This is a genomic window from Methylobacterium sp. 174MFSha1.1, from assembly GCF_900116815.1.
In the GTDB taxonomy this organism is placed as follows: Bacteria; Pseudomonadota; Alphaproteobacteria; order Rhizobiales; family Beijerinckiaceae; genus Methylobacterium.
In genome coordinates this window covers 1-18,288 of record NZ_FPCB01000071.1, presented here as the reverse complement: position 1 = coordinate 18,288, position 18,288 = coordinate 1, and the positions used below count along the sequence as shown (strand labels likewise).

The 18,288-nt window shown below is 71.5% G+C and carries 11 protein-coding genes and 1 pseudogene; 9 read left to right on the top strand and 3 right to left on the bottom strand.

The window, feature by feature from the left end; genetic code table 11:
* The 7 genes from BM430_RS35110 to bcsN form a co-directional block, all read left to right on the top strand.
* A partial coding sequence (locus BM430_RS35110; protein ID WP_210188475.1) for a hypothetical protein occupies nt 1-208 on the top strand: 208 nt, incomplete at its 5' end.
* Nucleotides 209-510: 302 nt separating this feature from the next.
* On the top strand, nt 511-1,080 hold the full coding sequence (gene ssb, locus BM430_RS32995) for a single-stranded DNA-binding protein (RefSeq protein ID WP_093571405.1): 570 nt from the start codon (nt 511-513) through the stop codon (nt 1,078-1,080).
* 829 nt (nt 1,081-1,909) lie between these two features.
* Nucleotides 1,910-4,387 (top strand): UDP-forming cellulose synthase catalytic subunit, encoded by a 2,478-nt coding sequence (gene bcsA, locus BM430_RS32990; RefSeq protein ID WP_093571404.1) that lies wholly within the window; start codon nt 1,910-1,912, stop codon nt 4,385-4,387.
* Between the two features lie 352 nt (nt 4,388-4,739).
* Nucleotides 4,740-7,301, top strand: coding sequence for a cellulose biosynthesis cyclic di-GMP-binding regulatory protein BcsB (locus BM430_RS32985; protein WP_093571408.1), 2,562 nt, complete (start codon nt 4,740-4,742; stop codon nt 7,299-7,301).
* Nucleotides 7,298-8,593, top strand: a complete 1,296-nt coding sequence (locus BM430_RS32980; protein ID WP_244539777.1) for a family 8 glycosyl hydrolase — start codon at nt 7,298-7,300, stop codon at nt 8,591-8,593. The genes BM430_RS32985 and BM430_RS32980 overlap by 4 nt, the downstream gene beginning before the upstream one ends.
* Complete coding sequence (locus BM430_RS32975) at nt 8,578-10,524, top strand: hypothetical protein (RefSeq protein WP_093571403.1); 1,947 nt, start codon at nt 8,578-8,580, stop codon at nt 10,522-10,524. Before BM430_RS32980 ends, BM430_RS32975 begins: the two co-directional genes overlap by 16 nt.
* The gene (gene bcsN, locus BM430_RS32970; RefSeq protein WP_244539776.1) at nt 10,521-11,588 is read left to right on the top strand and encodes a cellulose biosynthesis protein BcsN; all 1,068 of its coding nucleotides are present in this window, start codon (nt 10,521-10,523) and stop codon (nt 11,586-11,588) included. Before BM430_RS32975 ends, bcsN begins: the two co-directional genes overlap by 4 nt.
* Before the next feature lie 332 nt (nt 11,589-11,920).
* Here bcsN and BM430_RS32965 read toward each other — a convergent pair whose 3' ends face one another.
* The 3 genes from BM430_RS32965 to BM430_RS32955 all read right to left on the bottom strand — a co-directional run bounded on the left by BM430_RS32965 (nt 11,921) and on the right by BM430_RS32955 (nt 16,937).
* Nucleotides 11,921-13,660, bottom strand: a complete 1,740-nt coding sequence (locus tag BM430_RS32965; protein WP_093571402.1) for a thiamine pyrophosphate-binding protein — start codon at nt 13,658-13,660, stop codon at nt 11,921-11,923.
* Nucleotides 13,661-14,048: 388 nt separating this feature from the next.
* Nucleotides 14,049-15,611, bottom strand: coding sequence for a class I adenylate-forming enzyme family protein (locus tag BM430_RS32960; RefSeq protein ID WP_093571401.1), 1,563 nt, complete (start codon nt 15,609-15,611; stop codon nt 14,049-14,051).
* Nucleotides 15,612-15,869: 258 nt separating this feature from the next.
* The gene (locus BM430_RS32955; protein WP_244539775.1) at nt 15,870-16,937 is read right to left on the bottom strand and encodes a TRAP transporter substrate-binding protein; all 1,068 of its coding nucleotides are present in this window, start codon (nt 16,935-16,937) and stop codon (nt 15,870-15,872) included.
* 152 nt (nt 16,938-17,089) lie between these two features.
* On the opposite strand from BM430_RS32955, the gene BM430_RS32950 reads away from it, so the two are divergent.
* Both BM430_RS32950 and BM430_RS32945 read left to right on the top strand, forming a co-directional pair.
* A complete protein-coding gene (locus BM430_RS32950) occupies nt 17,090-17,809 on the top strand; it encodes a GntR family transcriptional regulator (protein WP_093571399.1) in 720 nt (239 codons plus the stop codon).
* A gap of 264 nt (nt 17,810-18,073) precedes the next feature.
* Nucleotides 18,074-18,288 (top strand): annotated as a pseudogene (locus BM430_RS32945) (IS110 family transposase); the annotation flags it as partial.

Here is an 18,288-nt window from a genome sequence, read left to right as displayed (position 1 = left end):
CTGCGCGTCCTGGGCCTCGAACTGGAAGACGGACTTGGCGATGTCCAGGCCGATGATGCTAATCTGCGTCACGGACGGTCTCCTCGGTTGGGTGTCAGACGACCTCAACCTGGCACTTATGATGCCGGCGGGGGCCGTCCACCCCAACATCCCGGGGCTCGCCGAAGGCGAGAACCCGGGATCCATAACCGCTGAGATGTCAGAATAGCGCGACCAGCGTCCCGCTTCTTCCGGCATTGTCAGCGGTTATGGATTCCGGGTTCCGCTGCGCGGCCCCGGAATGACGTGGAGTGTGATCGGAGGAGCGGTTCGCACTTCGCGATCACACTTGCCTCGCGCATCGAACAAATATAGAACGCGCCTTGGCCTCCGGCATGTGTGAAGCGGGCACAAAGGCGTCCCTCCCCTTGCCGGTCCCGGCCTGTTCGGCCCAACTCGCGTGACCGAAGCGGTGGTCCGCGGCGTCGGCCGGGCATGCGCCCGAGTGAGATGGAACGAGAGGAGAGCGGGATGGCGGGCAGCGTGAACAAGGTGATCCTGGTGGGCAATCTCGGGCGCGATCCCGAGACCCGCCGGCTGGCCTCCGGCGATCCGGTGGTGAACCTGCGCCTGGCCACGTCCGAGTCCTGGAAGGACAAGGCGTCCGGCGAGCGCAAGGAGAAGACCGAGTGGCACTCGGTCGTGATCTACAACGAGAACCTGGCCCGCGTCGCCGAGCAGTACCTGCGCAAGGGCTCGAAGGTCTACATCGAGGGCCAGCTCCAGACCCGCAAGTGGCAGGACCAGTCCGGCGTCGAGAAGTACACGACCGAGATCGTGCTCCAGCGCTTCCGCGGCGAGCTGACCATCCTCGACGGTCGCGGCGGTGGAGCCGAGGGCGGCATGGGCGAGATGGGCGCCGACGACATGGGCGGCGGCCAGATCAGCCGCGGCGGCGATTACGGCGGTGGCGGCGGCGGTGGTCGCAGCGGCGGCGGCGGGCGCTCCTCCTCGTCGTCCGGCGGCGAGCGGCGCCCGGCTTCGTCCGGCGGCGGCAACCAGAAGCGCTACGACGACCTGGACGACGACATCCCGTTCTAGGGTACTCGACGGCGGGGCGCGGGCCGCTCCGCCACGGACGAGAGTGTCGGAGCAAGAACCAGCACCGCCCGATCGCGCCGCGATCGGGCGGTGTCGGCGTTCGGCCCGGGGCGTGACGAGGCGGACCTGAAGCGGGTTGCCGGTCAGGGCTCCGCGTCGATCGGCGAGACCGCGCGAGGGTGTGAGGCGCCACGCGCTGCCTTGAGCCGGGATGAGCCGGCGACGCGCTGCCGAGAGCGGTCGCGGCTCTCGCCCGCAGAAGAGCCGCGCGGATCGAGATCCTCCCCGCCATTGCCCGAAGTCACGATCGGCAGCATCCGCCGGCGGCCCGGTCGAGCGGCGCATCGCCCATGCACCGCGACGACCGTCGACCGCTTCGGGTGCCGGCCTGCAACCTGACCCGTGCCGCAACCCCGAGTTGCGAAATGCGGCACCGTGCTGACGTTGAGAAAGATCCCTGTCCCACCTGCTCTACTGGCTGCACGAGGGCGCCGGACCGGTCCTGCACCGTGTCGACGGCCGCGCTCGAAGACGACCGTGCGGACGACATCTGGATCGGAATTTGATCTGATCGCGACCGTCATCGTCCGGGGCCTGGTCCTTGGACTACGATCTTACAAAATATTCCTATAAAAATCGGTCTCGCCGTCGCAGGACAGTCGATGAAATGAGACCGGCCCCAAGGCGATCCACGATCACGTGTGGCAATTTGATACGGGACAGGAACGGTTTTCACGCTCCGATCCATTGAGGGCGATCGAAAAAAAGCAGGTTCTCGTAACGAGAAACCGACATATTCCTATGGCGTAGGGGTCGCGGCGATTCTGAGGTGGCGGGCGTGGTGCGTGTGTTGCGATGGCTGGCCTGGATGGGGACGACGGCGGCCGGCCTCGCCCTCCTGAGCCAGCCCGTCGGCACCCAGAACCAGCTCGCGATGAGCCTCGCCGCCATGGCGGCGATGGCCGGGCTGTGGCTGGTCTTCGACGGGCCGCGGACGCGCTTCGTCTTCCTGGCGATGGGCAGCCTGGTGGTGCTGCGCTACATCCTGTGGCGGGTGACGGACACCCTGCCCTCCCCGGGCGATCCGGTCAGCTTCGGCTTCGGGCTGCTGCTGCTCCTCTGCGAACTGTACTGCGTCTTCATCCTGTTCGTCAGCCTGATCATCAACGCCGAGCCGCTGCGCCGCCCCCCGCCCGCCGCCGTGCCGGCGGCCGACCTGCCCACCGTCGACGTCTTCGTGCCGAGCTACAACGAGGATGCCGAGATCCTGGCGATGACGCTGGCCGCCGCGCGCCAGATGAACTACCCGCCCGACAAGCTCACCGTCTGGCTCCTCGACGACGGCGGCACCGACCAGAAATGCGCCGATCCGAACCCCGAGAAGGCGCAGGCCGCACGGGACCGCCGGGCCGCCTTGCAGGCGCTCTGCCGCGACCTCGACGCCCGCTACCTGACGCGCGCCCGCAACGAGCACGCCAAGGCCGGCAACCTCAACAACGGGCTTAGCCTCGCCACCGGCGACCTCGTGCTGGTGCTCGACGCCGATCACGTGCCGTTCCGCTCGCTCCTGGCCGAGACCGTCGGCTACTTCGCCGAGGATCCGAAGCTCTTCCTGGTCCAGACCCCGCACGCCTTCCTCAACCCGGACCCGATCGAGCGCAACCTCAAGACCTTCGAGCGGATGCCGTCCGAGAACGAGATGTTCTACGCGGTGACCCAGGCCGGGCTCGACAAGTGGAACGGCTCGTTCTTCTGCGGCTCGGCGGCGCTCCTGCGCCGCACCGCCCTCGACGAGGCCGGGGGTTTCGCCGGCATCACCATCACGGAGGATTGCGAGACCGCCTTCGAGCTGCATTCCCGCGGCTGGACCAGCGCCTATGTCGACAAGCCGCTGATCGCCGGCCTCCAGCCCGACACGCTCGCCGACTTCATCGGCCAGCGCTCGCGCTGGTGCCAGGGCATGTTCCAGATCCTGCTCCTGAAGAACCCGGCCCTGCAGCGCGGCCTCAAGCCGATCCAGAAGCTCGCCTACCTGTCGAGCATGACGTTCTGGTTCTTCCCGGTCCCGCGGCTCGTCTTCATGTTCGCGCCGCTCCTGCACATCTTCTTCGACCTGAAGATCTTCGTCGCCAGCGTCGACGAATCGATCGCCTACACGGCGACCTATATCGTCATCAACCTGATGATGCAGAACTACGTCTACGGCAAGTTCCGCTGGCCGTTCGTCTCCGAGCTCTACGAGTACGTCCAGGGCCTGTACCTGTCGAAGGCGATCGTCTCGGTGATCTGGTCGCCGCGAAAGCCCACCTTCAACGTCACCAACAAGGGTGCGACGCTCGATCACGACCACCTGTCGGCGCTCTCGCTGCCGTTCTTCGCGGTCTACGGCCTGCTCCTGACCGGCTGCGTCGTCGCGGCCTGGCGCTACCTGTTCGAGCCGGGCGTCACCAACCTGATGCTGGTCGTCGGGCTGTGGAACCTGTTCAACCTGCTCACCGCCGGGGCGGCGCTCGGGGTCTGCGCCGAGCGGCGCCAGCTCGAGCGCACGCCGTCCCTGGCGATCGCCCGCCGCGGCCAGCTCACCCTCGGGGGCCGGGCCGTCGACGTGGCGATCGAGCGGGTCTCGGCCGAGGCCTGCAATGTGCGGATGCCGGCGGCGTTCCTCGCACCCGGCGCGGGCCACCGCCCGGTCCCCGGCACGCTCACGGTGGTGCCGGTGGCGGGAGCCCGCCCCGCCGGCGCCCTGCCGGTGGTGCTCGGGCCGGTCGAGCGGTCCGGCGCCGACGCGGTCTGCCGCCTCGCCTTCGGGACCCTGCGGCCGCAGGACTACGTCGCGCTGGCCGGGCTGATGTACGGCGATGCCGAGGCGATGCGCCGGTTCCAGCTGCGCCGGCGCCGCCACAAGGACCTGTTCACCGGCACGCTGCAATTCATCTGGTGGGGCTTTTCCGAGCCGATCCGCGCCCTGCGCTACGCGCTCGCCGGCGAGCGCCGGCCGATGCCGGTCGAGGCCTCCGAGGCGAGCCCGGTCTACGACGAGCCGGTCCGGGACGCCGTTCCGCCCCAGCCGGTCGACCTGCCCCTCGCCCCGCTCGCCCGGCCGACGCTCCCGATCCGCACGCAGGCTCACGACGCCGCCCAACCCCAGGCTCACGCCCAGACCGCGGCACAAGATGCGACCCAGGGCATGAACCAAGCTGCGAACCAAGCCGAGGCGGAGGCCGACGGCGACTGGGTCCGCCTGATGCTCGATTTCGAGAACGACCGCGCGCTCGCCGCCCGCGGCCGGCGCACCGATGCGGCGTGAGGCGGCGATGACCTTCCGCCGCCTTGCCCTTCTTCAACGCGGGATCCGCGCGGGTTTTCCCCTCTCCCCGCGGGCGGGGAGAGGGCTGTGTCTCCGTTCAGGAGACGCAGCAAGCGGAGGCTTGAGCCGGAGCGAGGGTGAGGGGGTGCCCCCGGATGAGCCTCTTCCGGCACCGCCCCCTCACCCTCGCCCTGCGGGCTCGCGGCTGACCCGACAAGGGGTCAGCCGCCCTCTCCCCGCCCGCGGGGAGAGGGGGAAACCCGCGCTTCTTCCTGAACAGCCCTGCCACAAGGGTGATCACCTTCGTGAGAGCCCGAGGTCGCCAGGAAGGGGGGGGCGCCTCACCGCGACCCTGGCGGCGCTGGTCGCCTGCCTCCTCGCCACCCCCACCTTCGCCCAGAGCTTCCTCGGCACCGGCCCGACCGAGCGCCTGACCCTGCCGCCCACCGGCGAGCCCCTGCGCGCCCCGCCACGGCCGCCAGGACAGGGAACACAAGCACCGCAGGCCCAACCCGAGCCCAACCCCGCCCGCCGCGGCGTGGCGGTGGTGGCGGCGGTCGAGGCGGCGCGGCGGTTTCCCGCTGGGACCGGCGGCTACCGTCTCGCCGGCGAGGAAGCGTCGCTGCAATACCCTGTCTTCGTGACCGAGGCGCAGGCCCGCGGCCCGGCGAAGCTGCGCGTCTCCTACCTCTCGGCGATCTCGGTGGCGCCGGAATCCTCCGAATTGTCGGGCAGCGTCAACGGCACCCGGGTCGGCTGGACCCGGATCCAGGCCCCCGGCGCCGTCAAGGTGGTCGAGTTCCCGCTCCCCGAAGGCGTGCTCAAGCCCGGCTACAACGCGGTGACCCTCGCTGCGAGCCAGCGCCACCGGGTCGATTGCTCGACCGAAGCCACCTACGAGCTGTGGACCCAGATCGATCCGTCGCGCTCCGGCCTCGTCGTGGCCCAGGCGTCCGACCTCGACCTCAAGACCCTGGCCGCGCTCGAGCCCGACGAGAGCGGGGCGCTGCCGATCGGCGTGCTGCTCGCCGAGCGGCCGAGCCCGGAGCGGCTGGAGCGGATGATCGGCGCCGTGCAGGCGGTCGCCCTGGTCGGGCGGCTCGCCCGGCCGGCGGTGACTTTCGGCCCCGCCCTCTCCGGCCGCGCCGGCCTCACCCTCGCGGTCGGCACCGCCGCGGAGATCCGCGGCACCGAGGGGCTGGAGGAGCTCGGTCCCATCACCGGCCCGCGGGTCGCCGTGCTGGCGCCGCGCGGCAGCCGCGCCCCGGTCCTCGTCGTCACCGGCGTGAGCGCGGCGGACGTGCGCCAGGCGATCGCGACGCTCGCCGCCTCGGGCGACGAATCCGGGACGCCGCCGGGGACGCGGCTCGCCGAGCTGACCCGGGGCATCCCGGTCGAGGGCGGCGAGAGCCTGACCCTCGAGCAGCTCGGGGTCGCGAGCCGCGAGTTCAACGGCCGGCTGCTGCGGGTCGGCTTCGCGGTGCGCTTCCCGGCGGATTTCGTCCCGGCCGATTACGGCAAGGTGATCCTGCACCTCGCCGGCGGCTACGCCGCCGGCCTGGAGCCGAGCGCCCGGATCGTCGTCGACATCAACGGCCGCAACGCCGCCAGCGTGCCCCTGCCCTACAGCCGCGGCGAGGTCTTCACCGACAGCGCGATTCCGCTGCCCCTGAGCCTGTGGCGGCCGGGGCTGAACCGGGTCGAGATCAGCGCCCAGCTCCCCACCGCCGCCGACCGGACCTGCGATACCCTGGCGCCGGGCGCCCGGCGGGCGCGCTTCCTTTTCCTCGACCGCACCCGGATCGACATCCCGGCCCTCGCCCGCGCGGTGCGCAGCCCCGACCTCGCCGCCGTCAAGGCCGGCGCGGTGCCGTTCCTGGCGCCGAACATCCCGGCCGCTGCTCCGCGTCCGCGCCTCGTCCTGCCCACCCCCGACCGCGACTCGGCCTCCGCCGCCGCGACCCTGGCGGCCCGCCTCGCCATCGCGGCAAACCGGGTGATCGACTTCGAGATCGGCAGCGACGAGCGCGAGGCGGGCGGCGGCGCCCACCTGATCGTCGCCCCGGTCCGCGCGCTGACCCCCGCCACCCTCGAGGCGGTCGGGCTCGATCCGGCGCAGGTCCGGGGGATCTGGGAGGGCCGGGCCGAGACCGTCGCCACCCCCGGCCCGTTCGGGGCCGAGGGCGTCGTCACCCTCGACCGCCTGCGCCGCAACCTGCCGATGCGCTGCGCCCTGCCGGCCCTCACCACGCCCCTGCGCACGGCCTCCGCGCAACCGATCCAAACGTCCGCGCAGCAAGTCTCCGCGCAGCAAGCGTCCGTGCAGGCCGCCCCGCAGGCGCCCGCGCCTGATCCGACCGAGTCACCTGCCGACAGCGAGGCGGACCTGGTCGCCCGCTGGGACGAATCGGCACGCGGCCTCACCATCGTCCCGGCGGTGCTCGCCAATGCCTGGACCGGGCTGGTCCAGCGGGCGGTGGAAACCCGCGACCTCGCGCTCCGCCTCGCCGGCGGGCCGGCGCCGGAGGCGGTGCCGCTGAATCCCCGCGCCTCGCTGATCATCGCTCAGGGGGCCGGCGGACGGCTCCGGGACGGCACCGTGGTGGTGACCGCCCCGAACGCCTCGATCCTCAAGGCTTCTGTCTCCTGCCTCGTCGATCCGGTGGTGTGGACCACCCTGTCGGGCCAGGCCGCCTTCCTCGACGCCTCCGACGGCAGCCTCACCACCGTGCAGCCCAAGCGCGTCGGGCTGATCGAGACGCAAGGGAGGGGCCTCGCGAACCTGCGGCTCGTCTCCGCCGCGTGGCTCTCCCTCAATCCCGGCGCCTACGTGGTGATGACGCTGGTCATGGCGCTCTGCCTCGGCCTCGCCACCACGAGCCTGGTGCGCCAGCTCGGCCGGAGGAACCGATGAGCCGCCGGATCCTCCCCGCCCTCGCCTGCGCCGCGTCGCTGCTCCTCTCGGCGATGCCCGGATGGGCGCAAGCGCCGCAGGCACAGCAAGCGCCGCAGGCACAGCAAGCCCCTCAAGCACCGCTCCCGGCACAGGCGCCCGACGGCACCCAGGGTCAGGCCGTGCTGGGTCAAGTCTTGCAAGGTCAGGTCGCGCAAGGACAGGAACCGACTCCCGTGCCCCCCGCCACCGCCGTCCCGAGCCTGCCCTCGGCCAGTCCGGGCGAGAGGCCGGGCCGGGCCGCCGGGCTCGCGCTCGCCGGCAGCCTCGGGGACGATCCCGGCTGGCGCGCCTACCGGGCCCGGTTCGTGACCGAGAAGGGCCGGATCGTCGACACCGCCAACGGCTTCATCAGCCACAGCGAGGGCCAGGGCTACGGCATGCTGCTCGCGGTGGCGGCGGGCGACCGGCCGGCCTTCGAGCGGATCTGGGGCTGGACCCGGGCCAACCTGCTGGTGCGCTCCGACGAGCTCCTGGCTTGGCGCTGGGCGCCGGACCACCGCCCGGCGGTCTCCGACATGAACAACGCCACCGACGGCGACATCCTGGTCGCCTGGGCCCTGACCGAGGCGGCGGAGGCCTGGGGCGAGCCGTCCTACCGCACGGCGGCGCGGCGCCTCGCCGTCGAGTTCGGCCGCAAGACGATCCTGTTCCGCGCGGCGCCCGGCCCCCTGGTGCTGCCGGCGGTCGCCGGGTTCGCCGCCCGCGACCGGGCCGACGGGCCGCTCGTCAACCTGTCCTACTGGGTCTTCCCGGCCTTCCAGCGTCTCGGCATCGTCGCGCCGGAATACGACTGGGCCGCGGTGATCCGCAGCGGCGTCGAGGTGCTGCGCCGCGCGCGCTTCGGCCCGAGCGGCCTGCCGACCGAGTGGATCTCCGCCAGGGACGAGGCGCTTCGCCCCGCCGACGGCTTCCCGCCGCTCTTCTCCTACAACGCCATCCGGATCCCGCTCTATCTCGCCTGGGCGGGCGTCGGCCGGCCGGACGATTACGCGCCGTTCCGGACCCTGTGGGGCGGGATCGACCGCGAGCGCCTGCCGATCGTCGACACCCGCGACGGCCGCCCGGTCGAGTGGCTGACCGAGCCGGGCTACACCGCGCTCCCCGCCCTCGTCGCCTGCGCGCAGGACGGCACGCCCTTCCCGGAGTCTTTACGCAGCGTGCAGGACGGGCAGAACTACTACCCGACGACGCTCCACCTCCTCGCCCTGGTCGCGGCCCGGATGCGCTACCCGTCATGCCTCAAGTCGTGAGACAGACCCTGTCCCTCGCGGTCGCGCTCGGCCTCGCCGCGTTGCCGGCCCTCGCCCAGGCGCCCGACACCGCCCTGCCGCGGGTCGTCTACGGCGACGGCGTGCGCGCGCCGGCCATCATGGTCGACCCCGAGACCTCCCGCACCCCCGGCATGGTCGACGAGAGCGCGCTGCGCTACTACGCCTCGCAGAAGCAGACCGCCCGGATGCGGGCGGAGATCGCCCGCCTGAAGCGGCTCTATCCGGGCTGGACCGAGCCGCCGGACCTCGACAGCCTGCAGCCGAGCCCGCCCGAGGAGGCGCCGCTCTGGGACCTGTTCACCGCCGGCCGCCTGCAGGACCTGCGCGCCGCGATCACCGCCCGCCGCTCGGTCGAGCCGTCCTGGCAGCCCTCGGAGGAACTCGGGCGCAAGCTGCGCCGGGCGGAGTTCCGCTCCAGCATCGCGGCCGCCGCCGGCAAGAACCCGGAGGAGGTCGTCGCGCTCTACCGCGCCGATCCGAGCGCCCTCGACCCGGCCGACGTCGAGAGCATCTGGATCATCGCCGACGACCTCGCTGCCACGGGGGCGAGCGAGGACGCGTTCAACCTCTACAAGTCGGTGCTGGACGGCAACGCCGATACCGGCGCGCGCCTCGCCACGATCCAGAAGGCGATGGCGCACATCAAGATGGAGCAGGCCGAGCGCCTGATCGCCATGGGACGGCAGGATCCCTCCGGGGCCTCCGAGTTCGAGCCGATCCGCCTCGACATCACCCGGGCGCGGATCGCCGCCTTCCTGCACGACGAGCCGGCCCAGACCCCGACCCTGCCCGACCTCACCGCCTTCCAGGCCTATGCCCGCAAGACCGCCGAGCCGAGCCAGACCGGGCTGCTCGGCTGGTACGCCTACAAGCGGCGCCAGTTCCGCGAGGCGCTGGAGTGGTTCAAGATGGCGATCGCGCGCGGCGGCGACGCCATGGTGGCGCACGGCCTCGCCCACACCCTGCGCGAGCTCAACATGATGCGCGAGGCCGAGGAGGTGGCCTATGCGTGGCGCGACCGCTTCGTCGGCAACGAATTGCTGTTCATCGACCTCCTGGAGCGCAAGCTGACGCTGGCGAGCCCGCCCTACATCGAGCCGGCCCGGATCGAGCGCTACGCCCGCGTCGTCAACGCCACGGCGTCGGGCGAGGGCGCGCAGGGGCTGGCCTGGTACGCCTACAATTCGTGCCAGTTCGACGCCGCCCTCGAGTGGTTCCAGCGCGCGGTGGCCTGGATGCCGAGCGAGAGCACGGTGTTCGGCTACGCCCTGACGCTCCAGCGCCTGCGGCGCCAGCGGCCCTACCTCGAGGTGGTCAACCGCTACGACGGCCTGTTTCCGAAGGTGGTCGACCTCCTGTTCCGCGAGAGCCAGGGCGGTCCCCCGCTGCCCTGCGCCGTGCAGGGGGCGACCGCCTCCACCGGCGGCCGGGCGGCACCCGCGGCGGCGAACGCCGTGCGGCCCGAACCGCAGGCCTCCTACGGCCGGGTGCCGCGGCCGGACGCCCCGGGCGCCGGGGGCCGGACCGAGGCGGTGCCGCCGGCGGTCCAGCGCGGCGAGTTCCCCCTGGCGGTGCCCCTCGACAATCCTCTGCGCTACCCCGCGGCTGCGACCGGCCAGGCCCCTGCGGGGGCCTACGCCCGCGAGCCGTCGGTGCCGGCGCCGCCGCTCGTCGCCCGCCGGGTGCCGGGTGCGGGGGCGATGCCCTACGAGCGCTACGGCTACGCGCTCCTGCCGGGTTATAACGGCCTCGACAAGCCGGAGGGCCTGGCCGGTCCTCCGCCCGGGACGCTGTGGCAGGACCAGCAGGGCGAGCGCACCCGCTCCGCCTCCCCTGAGAGCGTCCGCTTCTCGGTGCCGGCCCGCACCACCTCGGAGCGCGCGGTTCCCGCCGAGAAGGGTTATCCGTGAGCGCCCGCCCCTGCCTCGTTCCTCTCTGCACCGCTGTCCTGGCGCTCCTCGCGGGGGCGGGCCCCGCCCCCGCGCAGACCGTCCCGGCCCTGCGGCTGCCGGGCGCCGGCCGGGTCGCCGCGGTGATCGAGACGCGTCACCGCGACGGCTTCGATCAGCGCATCCGCTTTGAGGGCGGCGATGGGCGCAACCACGCCGAGATCGCGCTTCGCAACGAGACCGGCGACCTGCTCCTCGCCTTCCCGCCGCGCCTCGCCAAGCCGAGCGAGTTCGGCATCGCCGGCGAGATCGCCGTGCGCTTTCCCGGCGAGCCGATGCGGATCCAGGCGGTGCCGCCCCGCAACGCCTACGGCCCGGTCGGCCTGGCGCTCGGCGCCGACTGCCTCTACGCCTGGCAGTGGTTCGAGCGGCCGCGGCGCGATGCGCAGGTCGCGTCCCGGGAAGGAATCCCCGCGTCCCGCGACGGGATCTTCGGCACCACCGATCCCTCCGCGCCGCGCCGCGCCCTGTCGCTGCGGATCCGGCTCTGCCGCACCGCGCAGGCGAGCCTCGACGACCTCGTCGCGGCAATCCGGCACCTGACGATCGCGCTGCCGGGCGACGGCGCGGTCCGGGCCCCCGCCGCGGCGCGCCCGGTCCCCCGCCGCCGGGTGGCGAAACCGGCGCCCCGACCCGCCCCGGCGGGGGCGCCGGAGCAGGAGGCCCGTCCGGCGCCCCCGCCGGAGCGCCCGCGGCCCCCGCCCCAGCCGCAGGCGGAACCCGCCCCGCCGCGCCCGACCGTCCCGGTCCCCCCGCCGGCCGAGGGCGGACGCCGCTACCTCGCGCCCAGAGCCCCCGAATCCCGGACTCCCGAGGCGCGTCCGCTCGAGACCCCAGCGGCCCCCGAAGCCGCGCCCCGCAGCGGGTCGCAGCGCTACATCACCGACGGTCCCCAGCCCGCCGAGCCCCCGGGCGTCACCCCGACGCCGAGCCCCGCTCCGGGCCGCGGCGCCGGCGAGACCCTGTCGCGCGACCTGCCCCCCGAGGCGTACCGCCCGCCGCCGGATCGCGCCCCGGGTCGGTGAAGCGCGGCTGTCACGGGAAAGGACGTGGCGCGTGTTCCCTCTCCGGACTTGCCCGGCATCGTCCGGAGAGAGGGACCCGCTTTATTCTCGACGCTGCACTATCGTGAGAACCAGTTCGACTGGTCTCTACAGACTGATCACGCTCCGCGTCATTCCGGGGCCGCGTAGCGGAGCCCGGAATCCAGAACCGCAGAGCGTTCAGGATAAAGCAGTGAGCGTTCCGCTTCGTTCTGGAACACCTGAGTGTCTGGATTCCGGGCTCCGCTGCGCGGCCCCGGAATGACACAGAGGGTGGAAAGACTGTTGAGAAAGTCAGACAGGCTCTTATCGACTCATCCCACCGTCTCCCCCCGCCGCCGCCGCTCGGCATCGTCCCAGGCGGTGAGTGGCTGGTAGTCCGGCACGAAGCCCAGTCCCTTGCGGGCGTCCGACGACACCGCGACCTGCGAGGTGGTGACGTCGATGAGCGCCGGGGCGTTGGCCAGCGCCCGCTCGATTGCGGCGGCCAAGTCCTCCGGCCGCTCGACCCGCTCGCCATGGGCGCCGAGGGCCCGGGCCATCGCGGCGTAGTCGGAATCGGCCAAGAGCGTGCCGACGACCCGGCCGCCGTAATTGAACTCCTGGTCGTAGCGCTCGATGTTCCAGGCGGCGTTGTTCGACACGATGATGACCGGCTTGGCGCCGTGGCGGACCGCGGTGTCGATCTCCATCGCGTTGATGCCGAAGGCCCCGTCGCCGGTGACGCAGATCACCTGCCGGTCGGGATAGGCGAGCGACGCGGCGGTGGCGTAGGGCACGCCGACGCCGAGGCAGCCGAAGGCGCCGGCATCCATGTAGGTCCGCGCCTCCAGGCCGACCCGGGCGAAGCTCAGGAGATCGCCGCCATCGGCCACCGCGATGTAGTCGGGGCCTAAGACCTGCCGGATCGCGTCGAAGATCGCCGCCGGGTGGACTCGGCCGTCCTCCCCCGTCTGAGGCACCGTCGTGCCGGTCGAGCGCTTGACGTGGCGCGCCCGCAGGCCCTCCGCCCAGGCACGGTCGAGGGCGGGTGCACGGTTGCCGGCGGCGTCGACGATCGCCGAGAGGGCGAGCGCCGGGGTGGCGAGCAGCTCCGGCTCGCCGCGGCGATTGTCGACGAGCTCGCCGGCGGTGTCGGCGATGCGCACGAAGCGGGCGTTCGGAAACACCGCCGGCGAGCCGTAGCCGAGCTGGTAGTCGAGCTTGCGGCCGACCACCAGGACCACGTCGGCCTCGGTCATCGCGGCGGCGCGCATCGCGCCGACGGTCGCCGGGTGGTCGGCCGGCACGAGGCCGCGGCTCTCTTGGGTGTCGAGATAGACCGCGCCCAGCGCATCGAGCAGGCGTACCAGCTCGGGCCCGGCGGTCTTCGCGCCGCGGCCGCTCACCACCAGCGGGCGACGCGCGCCCCACAGCACCTCGACGGCGGCGGCGATTCCGGCCGGATCGGGCGGCAGCACGCGGGGCGCCTTCGGCCGCATCCAGTCGTCGAGCACCAGCTGCGCCGGCACGTGGGCGCGCAGCACGTCGGTCGGGATCTCGATGTAGACGGGGCCGGGCTCGCCGAGATCGCCCATGGCGCGGGCCAAAGCCTCGTCGAGCTCGCGGATGACCTGGTCGGCGACCCGGGCGGTGCGGGACTGGCGGGTGACCGGGCGCAGGATGTCGACGTGCGGGATGTCCTGGAGCGGGCCGAGATTGGCTTGCGGCCGCGAGGTGCAGCCGCCGATCAGCAGCACCGGCACCCGGGCGAGCGAGGCGTTGGCGATGCCGGTGACGCAATTGGTGACGCCGGGCCCGGCGGTCGCCATGCAGACCCCGAGCTCGCCGGTCAGCTCGGCATGGGCGTGGGCCATGTGGACGGCCGCACCCTCGTCGCGCACGTCGACGATGCGGATGCCGAGGCGGGCGCAATGGTCCCAGATCGGCTGGATGTGGCCGCCCTGGAGCCCGAACACCCGGTCGACGCCGCGCGCCTTCAGGAACTGGGCGATCCAGGCGGCACAGGATTGCGCGTCGGCGTTGAGGTCCTGGACGGTGGCCTGCTGGCTCATGGGTTTCCCTCCCGTTCGTGTCGTTGTTCGCGCCCTCGGCGCGTCGTGCTGGCGTCGGGATGCATCCCGGGCGAGACAGGCATCGTCGCAGATCACGACGCCCGGATCCGCTGCCTCATTGAAATAGAGCGCCCTTCCCCTCCCCCCTCTGCGGGGGAGGGTGGCCCCTGCGTCAGCAAGGGTCGGGAGAGGGGCAGCGCGACGCTGTTCCAGTCGGCGCCCTTTACGGCGGCTCCGCCATATTCGGAAGCGGCGTCCCCTCTCCCGGCTCGCTCCGCTCGCCACCCTCCCCCGCAGAGGAGGGAGGGTTCATGCTCTCGGCCGTCGCTCCCGCACCGGGCAACCTGCTGTTCTGCGGTGTATCCTAGGGGTAGAGGACACCGGCACCCTACCCCTCCCCCCGCACCAGCCGCTCCTTCAGCTTCCGGTGCAGGTTCTTCCCCGTCGCAGTCCGGGGCATCGCGGCATCTTCCATGAACGAGATCGTGCGCGGGCGCTTGAAGCCGGCCAAGCGATCCTTGCACCAGCCGAGTATCTCGGCCTCGGTGGCGCTGGCGCCGTCGCGCAGGACGATCACCGCGTGGACGCGCTCGCCCCAGGTCTCGTCGGGCAGACCCAGAACCGCCACGTCGTGCACCGCCGGATGGCTGCCGAGCAGGGCCTCGACTTCGGACGGGTAGATGTTCTCGCCACCGGAGATGATCATGTTGCTCTTGCGGTCGACGAGGTGGATGAACCCGTCCGCATCGCGCCGGGCCATGTCGCCGACGGTGCAGTACTCGCCGCGGAAGGCCTCCTTGGTCTTCTCCGGCAGCTTCCAGTAGCCGTCGAACAGGTAGGGATTGCTACAATACAGCTCGCCGGCCTGCCCGTCCGGCACCTCGTTGCCGGATTCGTCGAGGAGCTTGATCGGCGCCGAGCCGACGCATTCGCGGCCGACCGAGCCGAGCTTCGTGAACTGCTCGGGCGGGTGCAGCATCGTCGCCCAGCCGACCTCGGTGGCGCCGTACAATTCGTAGAGACCGGAATTCGGGAAGAACTCCATCACCGCCCGCTTGGTGTCGGGCCGGGCCGGGGCCGAGGAGATCATCAGGCGGGTGATGCGGGTGAGGTCGTAGCGCTCCCGCACCTGCTGGCTCAGGCCCAGCATCATCGCGTAATGCGTCGGCACCAGGGAGGTGAAGCTGGCGCCGCCCTCGGCCAGCGCCCGCACGCAATGCTCGGGATCGAAGCTCTTGCGCGAATAGACGCTGGTGACGCCGCCGCAATAGCTGAACGCGCCGAAGAAGTAGAGCGAGTTGGCGTGGCATAGGGGCATGACCAGCAGCGCCGAATCGCGCCGGTGGACGCCGAGCTCGATGTCGGTGATCATCGACAGCATGGCGGCGCCGCGATGCGAGCGGATGGCACCCTTCGGCTTGCCGGTGGTGCCCGACGTGTACATCAGCATCCACGGGTCGGCCGGGTCGACCGCCGTGCCGGGCTCGTCCTCGCTCGCCTTGCCGATCAGGTCCTCGTAGGAGGAGAAGCCCGCCGGGCACGGGGCCGCGCCGAACCACACCACCCGCGACTCGGGCATCGGCAGGTCGGCGCGGATCTCCTCGATCGTGCCGGCGAGTTCGTCCTGCAGGATCAGGGCGGAGACCTCGGCATCCTCCAGGATGTAGCGCACCTCGGGGCCGACGAGCCGGAAGTTGATCGGCACCGCGACGAGGCCGGCCTTCGCCATGGCCGGATACAGCTCCAGCCACTCGACGCAATTATAGGCCAGCACCGCCACCCGGTCGCCCTTCTTCAGGCCGAGGCCGAGGAGGGCATTGCCCAAGCGGCAGGCGCGGGCGTTCCACTGCCGGAACGTCATCTCGCGCTCGAGGTCGCGCGCGCCGATCCGGTCGGGCTGCAGGCGCGCCTGGACGGCGAGCATCTGCCCGGGCGTGAGCACATCCCTCATCGTGGTCGTCCTCGCTCAGTCTTTCTGCTTAAGACGTATTTGGTTGCATTCGGCACTCTCGACGGGCGTGCCACCCTCGGGGTCATCCCGGGGCCGCGAAGCGGAACCCGGGATCCATAACCGCTGACATTTCAGGAAGAGACGGAACGCCGTCGCCTGATCCGGCATCGTCGGCGGTTATGGATCCCGGGTTCTCGCCTCCGGCGAGCCGCGGGATGACGGTGTGAGTTTGAGGCGTGCGCAAACTCGAAAAAATTCTCAGCCGATATCCCCGGCATATTTCTGCACCAGCGCCCAGGCCTCCGGCCCGAATTTCTCGCGCCACTGGCCGTAGAACTTCGTCGCCTTGAGCGCGGACTGGAAGGCGTTGGGATCGGTGGCGTTGAACACGAGCCCCCTGCCCTCCAGCTCCTTCTGGGTGTCGCGGTTGGCCTGGGCGATGTCGTCGCGCTCCTTCAACGCCGCGGCGTTGAGGTGCTTCTCCATGATCGCCTTGACGTCCGCCGGCACGCCCTTCCAGACCCGGCCGCTCGCCATCATCCAGAAGCCGTCCCAGGCGTGGTTGGTGAGCGAGCAGTATTTCTGCACCTCGTAGAACTTGGCGAAGTTGATCAGCGCCAGCGGGTTCTCCTGCCCGTCGGCGATCCGGGTCTGGAGCGCCGAATAGGCCTCGCTCAGCGGGATGCTGACCGGGGCGGCGCCGAGCGCCGAGAACATCGAGACCCAGAGCGGCACCACCGGCACGCGGATCTTGAAGTTCTTCAGGTCGTCGGGCGTGCGGATCGGCTTGGTGCTGGTGGTGATCTGCCGGAAGCCGTTGTCCCAGGTCGTCTCGAACGGAACGAGGTTCGCCTTCTCGATCGACTTGCGGATGTAGCCGCCGACCTCGCCGTCCATCGCGGCCCAGACCTTGTCGTAGCTCGTGAAGGCGAAGCCGATGCCGGTGAGCGAGGTCGCCGGCACCAGCGTCGAGACCACGGTGCCAGGGAAGGTCGCGAGTTCGAGGGCGCCGGAGCGGATCTGGGACAGCATGTCCGAGTCGCTCCCCAACTGGTTCGACGGGAACAGGCTGATCTCGACCGCGCCGTTCGTCTCCTTGCCGATCGCCGCGATCGCCTCCTTGAGGCGCACGTTGACCGGATGCGGCACCGGAAGGTCGGTGCCGAGCTTGAAGGCGAGCTTCTGGCCCTGCGCCAGGGCCGGGCGCGGGAAGCCTGCGGCGAGGCTCGCTGTGGCCCCGAGGCCGGTGGCCAGCAGGTGGCGGCGGTGAAGACCCGTCGGGCGGACGTGAGACGTCCGGGGATTGGGCATCCAGGGGCGAGTCATGGCGTTTCTCCCTCGGGAATTCCGAACCCGTCAGCCTTTCCGGCCGCGACATTTATTGAATTCAGAATTCGAATTTCGAATTCGGTATTGCACGGGCGCCTGGTTTGCGCAACACGTCAGAGGAGTGTTTTTGCGTAAGAGGGGGTCCGGCCATGGTCGGTGCGACCGACACGAGCGGCCCGACGCGACACCGGCTCGTCGAGCAGGTCTACGGGGCGATCTTCAGCGAGATCACGGAAGGCCGGCTGGCACCGAACACGCGGCTGATCCAGGACGAGCTCGCCGATGCCTACGGCGTCTCGCGCCAGCCGGTGCAGCAGGCGCTGCTGCTGCTGCGCAACCACGGCATCGTGCGCGACGCACCGCGCCGCGGGCTGGTGGTGGCGCCGCTGGAAGCCTCGTTCGTGCGCAACCTCTACGAGGTGCGCGGCGTGCTCGAAGGGCTGACGAGCCGGCTCGCCGCCGAGCGCAACCCGGCCCGCGCCCGCGCCGAGGGCCCTCCCCTCGTGACGGCGGGGCGCGCGGCGGCGGAGACCGGATCGGTCGCGGAGCTGATCGCGGCCGACATCGCCTTCCACCGCTTCCTCGGCGAGATCGCCGAGAACCCGATCATCGTCGAGACCGCCGCGCCGCACTTCAACCACCTGCGGCGGATCATGGGTGAGGTCCTGCGCGAGGACGAGACGATGCCGCGCCGCATCTGGGACGAGCACGCGGCGATCCTCGACGCGATCGCGGCCGGCGACGGCGACTCCGCGGATCAGCTCTCGCGCCAGCACATCGCCCGGGCGGCGACGGTGTTCGTGGACCGGCTGCGGGCGCAGGAGGATGCGGTGGCCGAAGAGGCGCGGGGCCGGCGGGTGCGGCGGTAGCCGCGGAGCGCTTCGCCGACCTGGACACCGAACGTCGTGAAACCCTTGATGTCATCCCGGGGCTCGGCGAAGCCGAGAACCCGGGATCCATAAACGCTGACGCTTCAGGATAGAGCGACCAGCGTTCCGTCTCATCCTGCGTCGTCGGCGGCTATGGATCCCGGGTTCCGCTGTCGCGGCCCCGGGATGTTGGGGTGGACGGCCCCCGCCGGCATCATAAGTGCCAGGTTGAGGTCGTCTGACACCCAACCGAGGAGACCGTCCGTGACGCAGATTAGCATCATCGGCCTGGACATCGCCAAGTCCGTCTTCCAGTTCGAGGCCCAGGACGCGCAGGGCGCCGTGGTGAGCACCGAGCGCGTCTCGCGCGACAAGCTGCTGCCGGCGCTCAAGAAGATCCCCGCCACCATCGTGGCGATGGAGGCCTGCGCCACCGCCCATCACTGGGCGCGCCAGATCCGGGCTCTGGGCCACGAGGT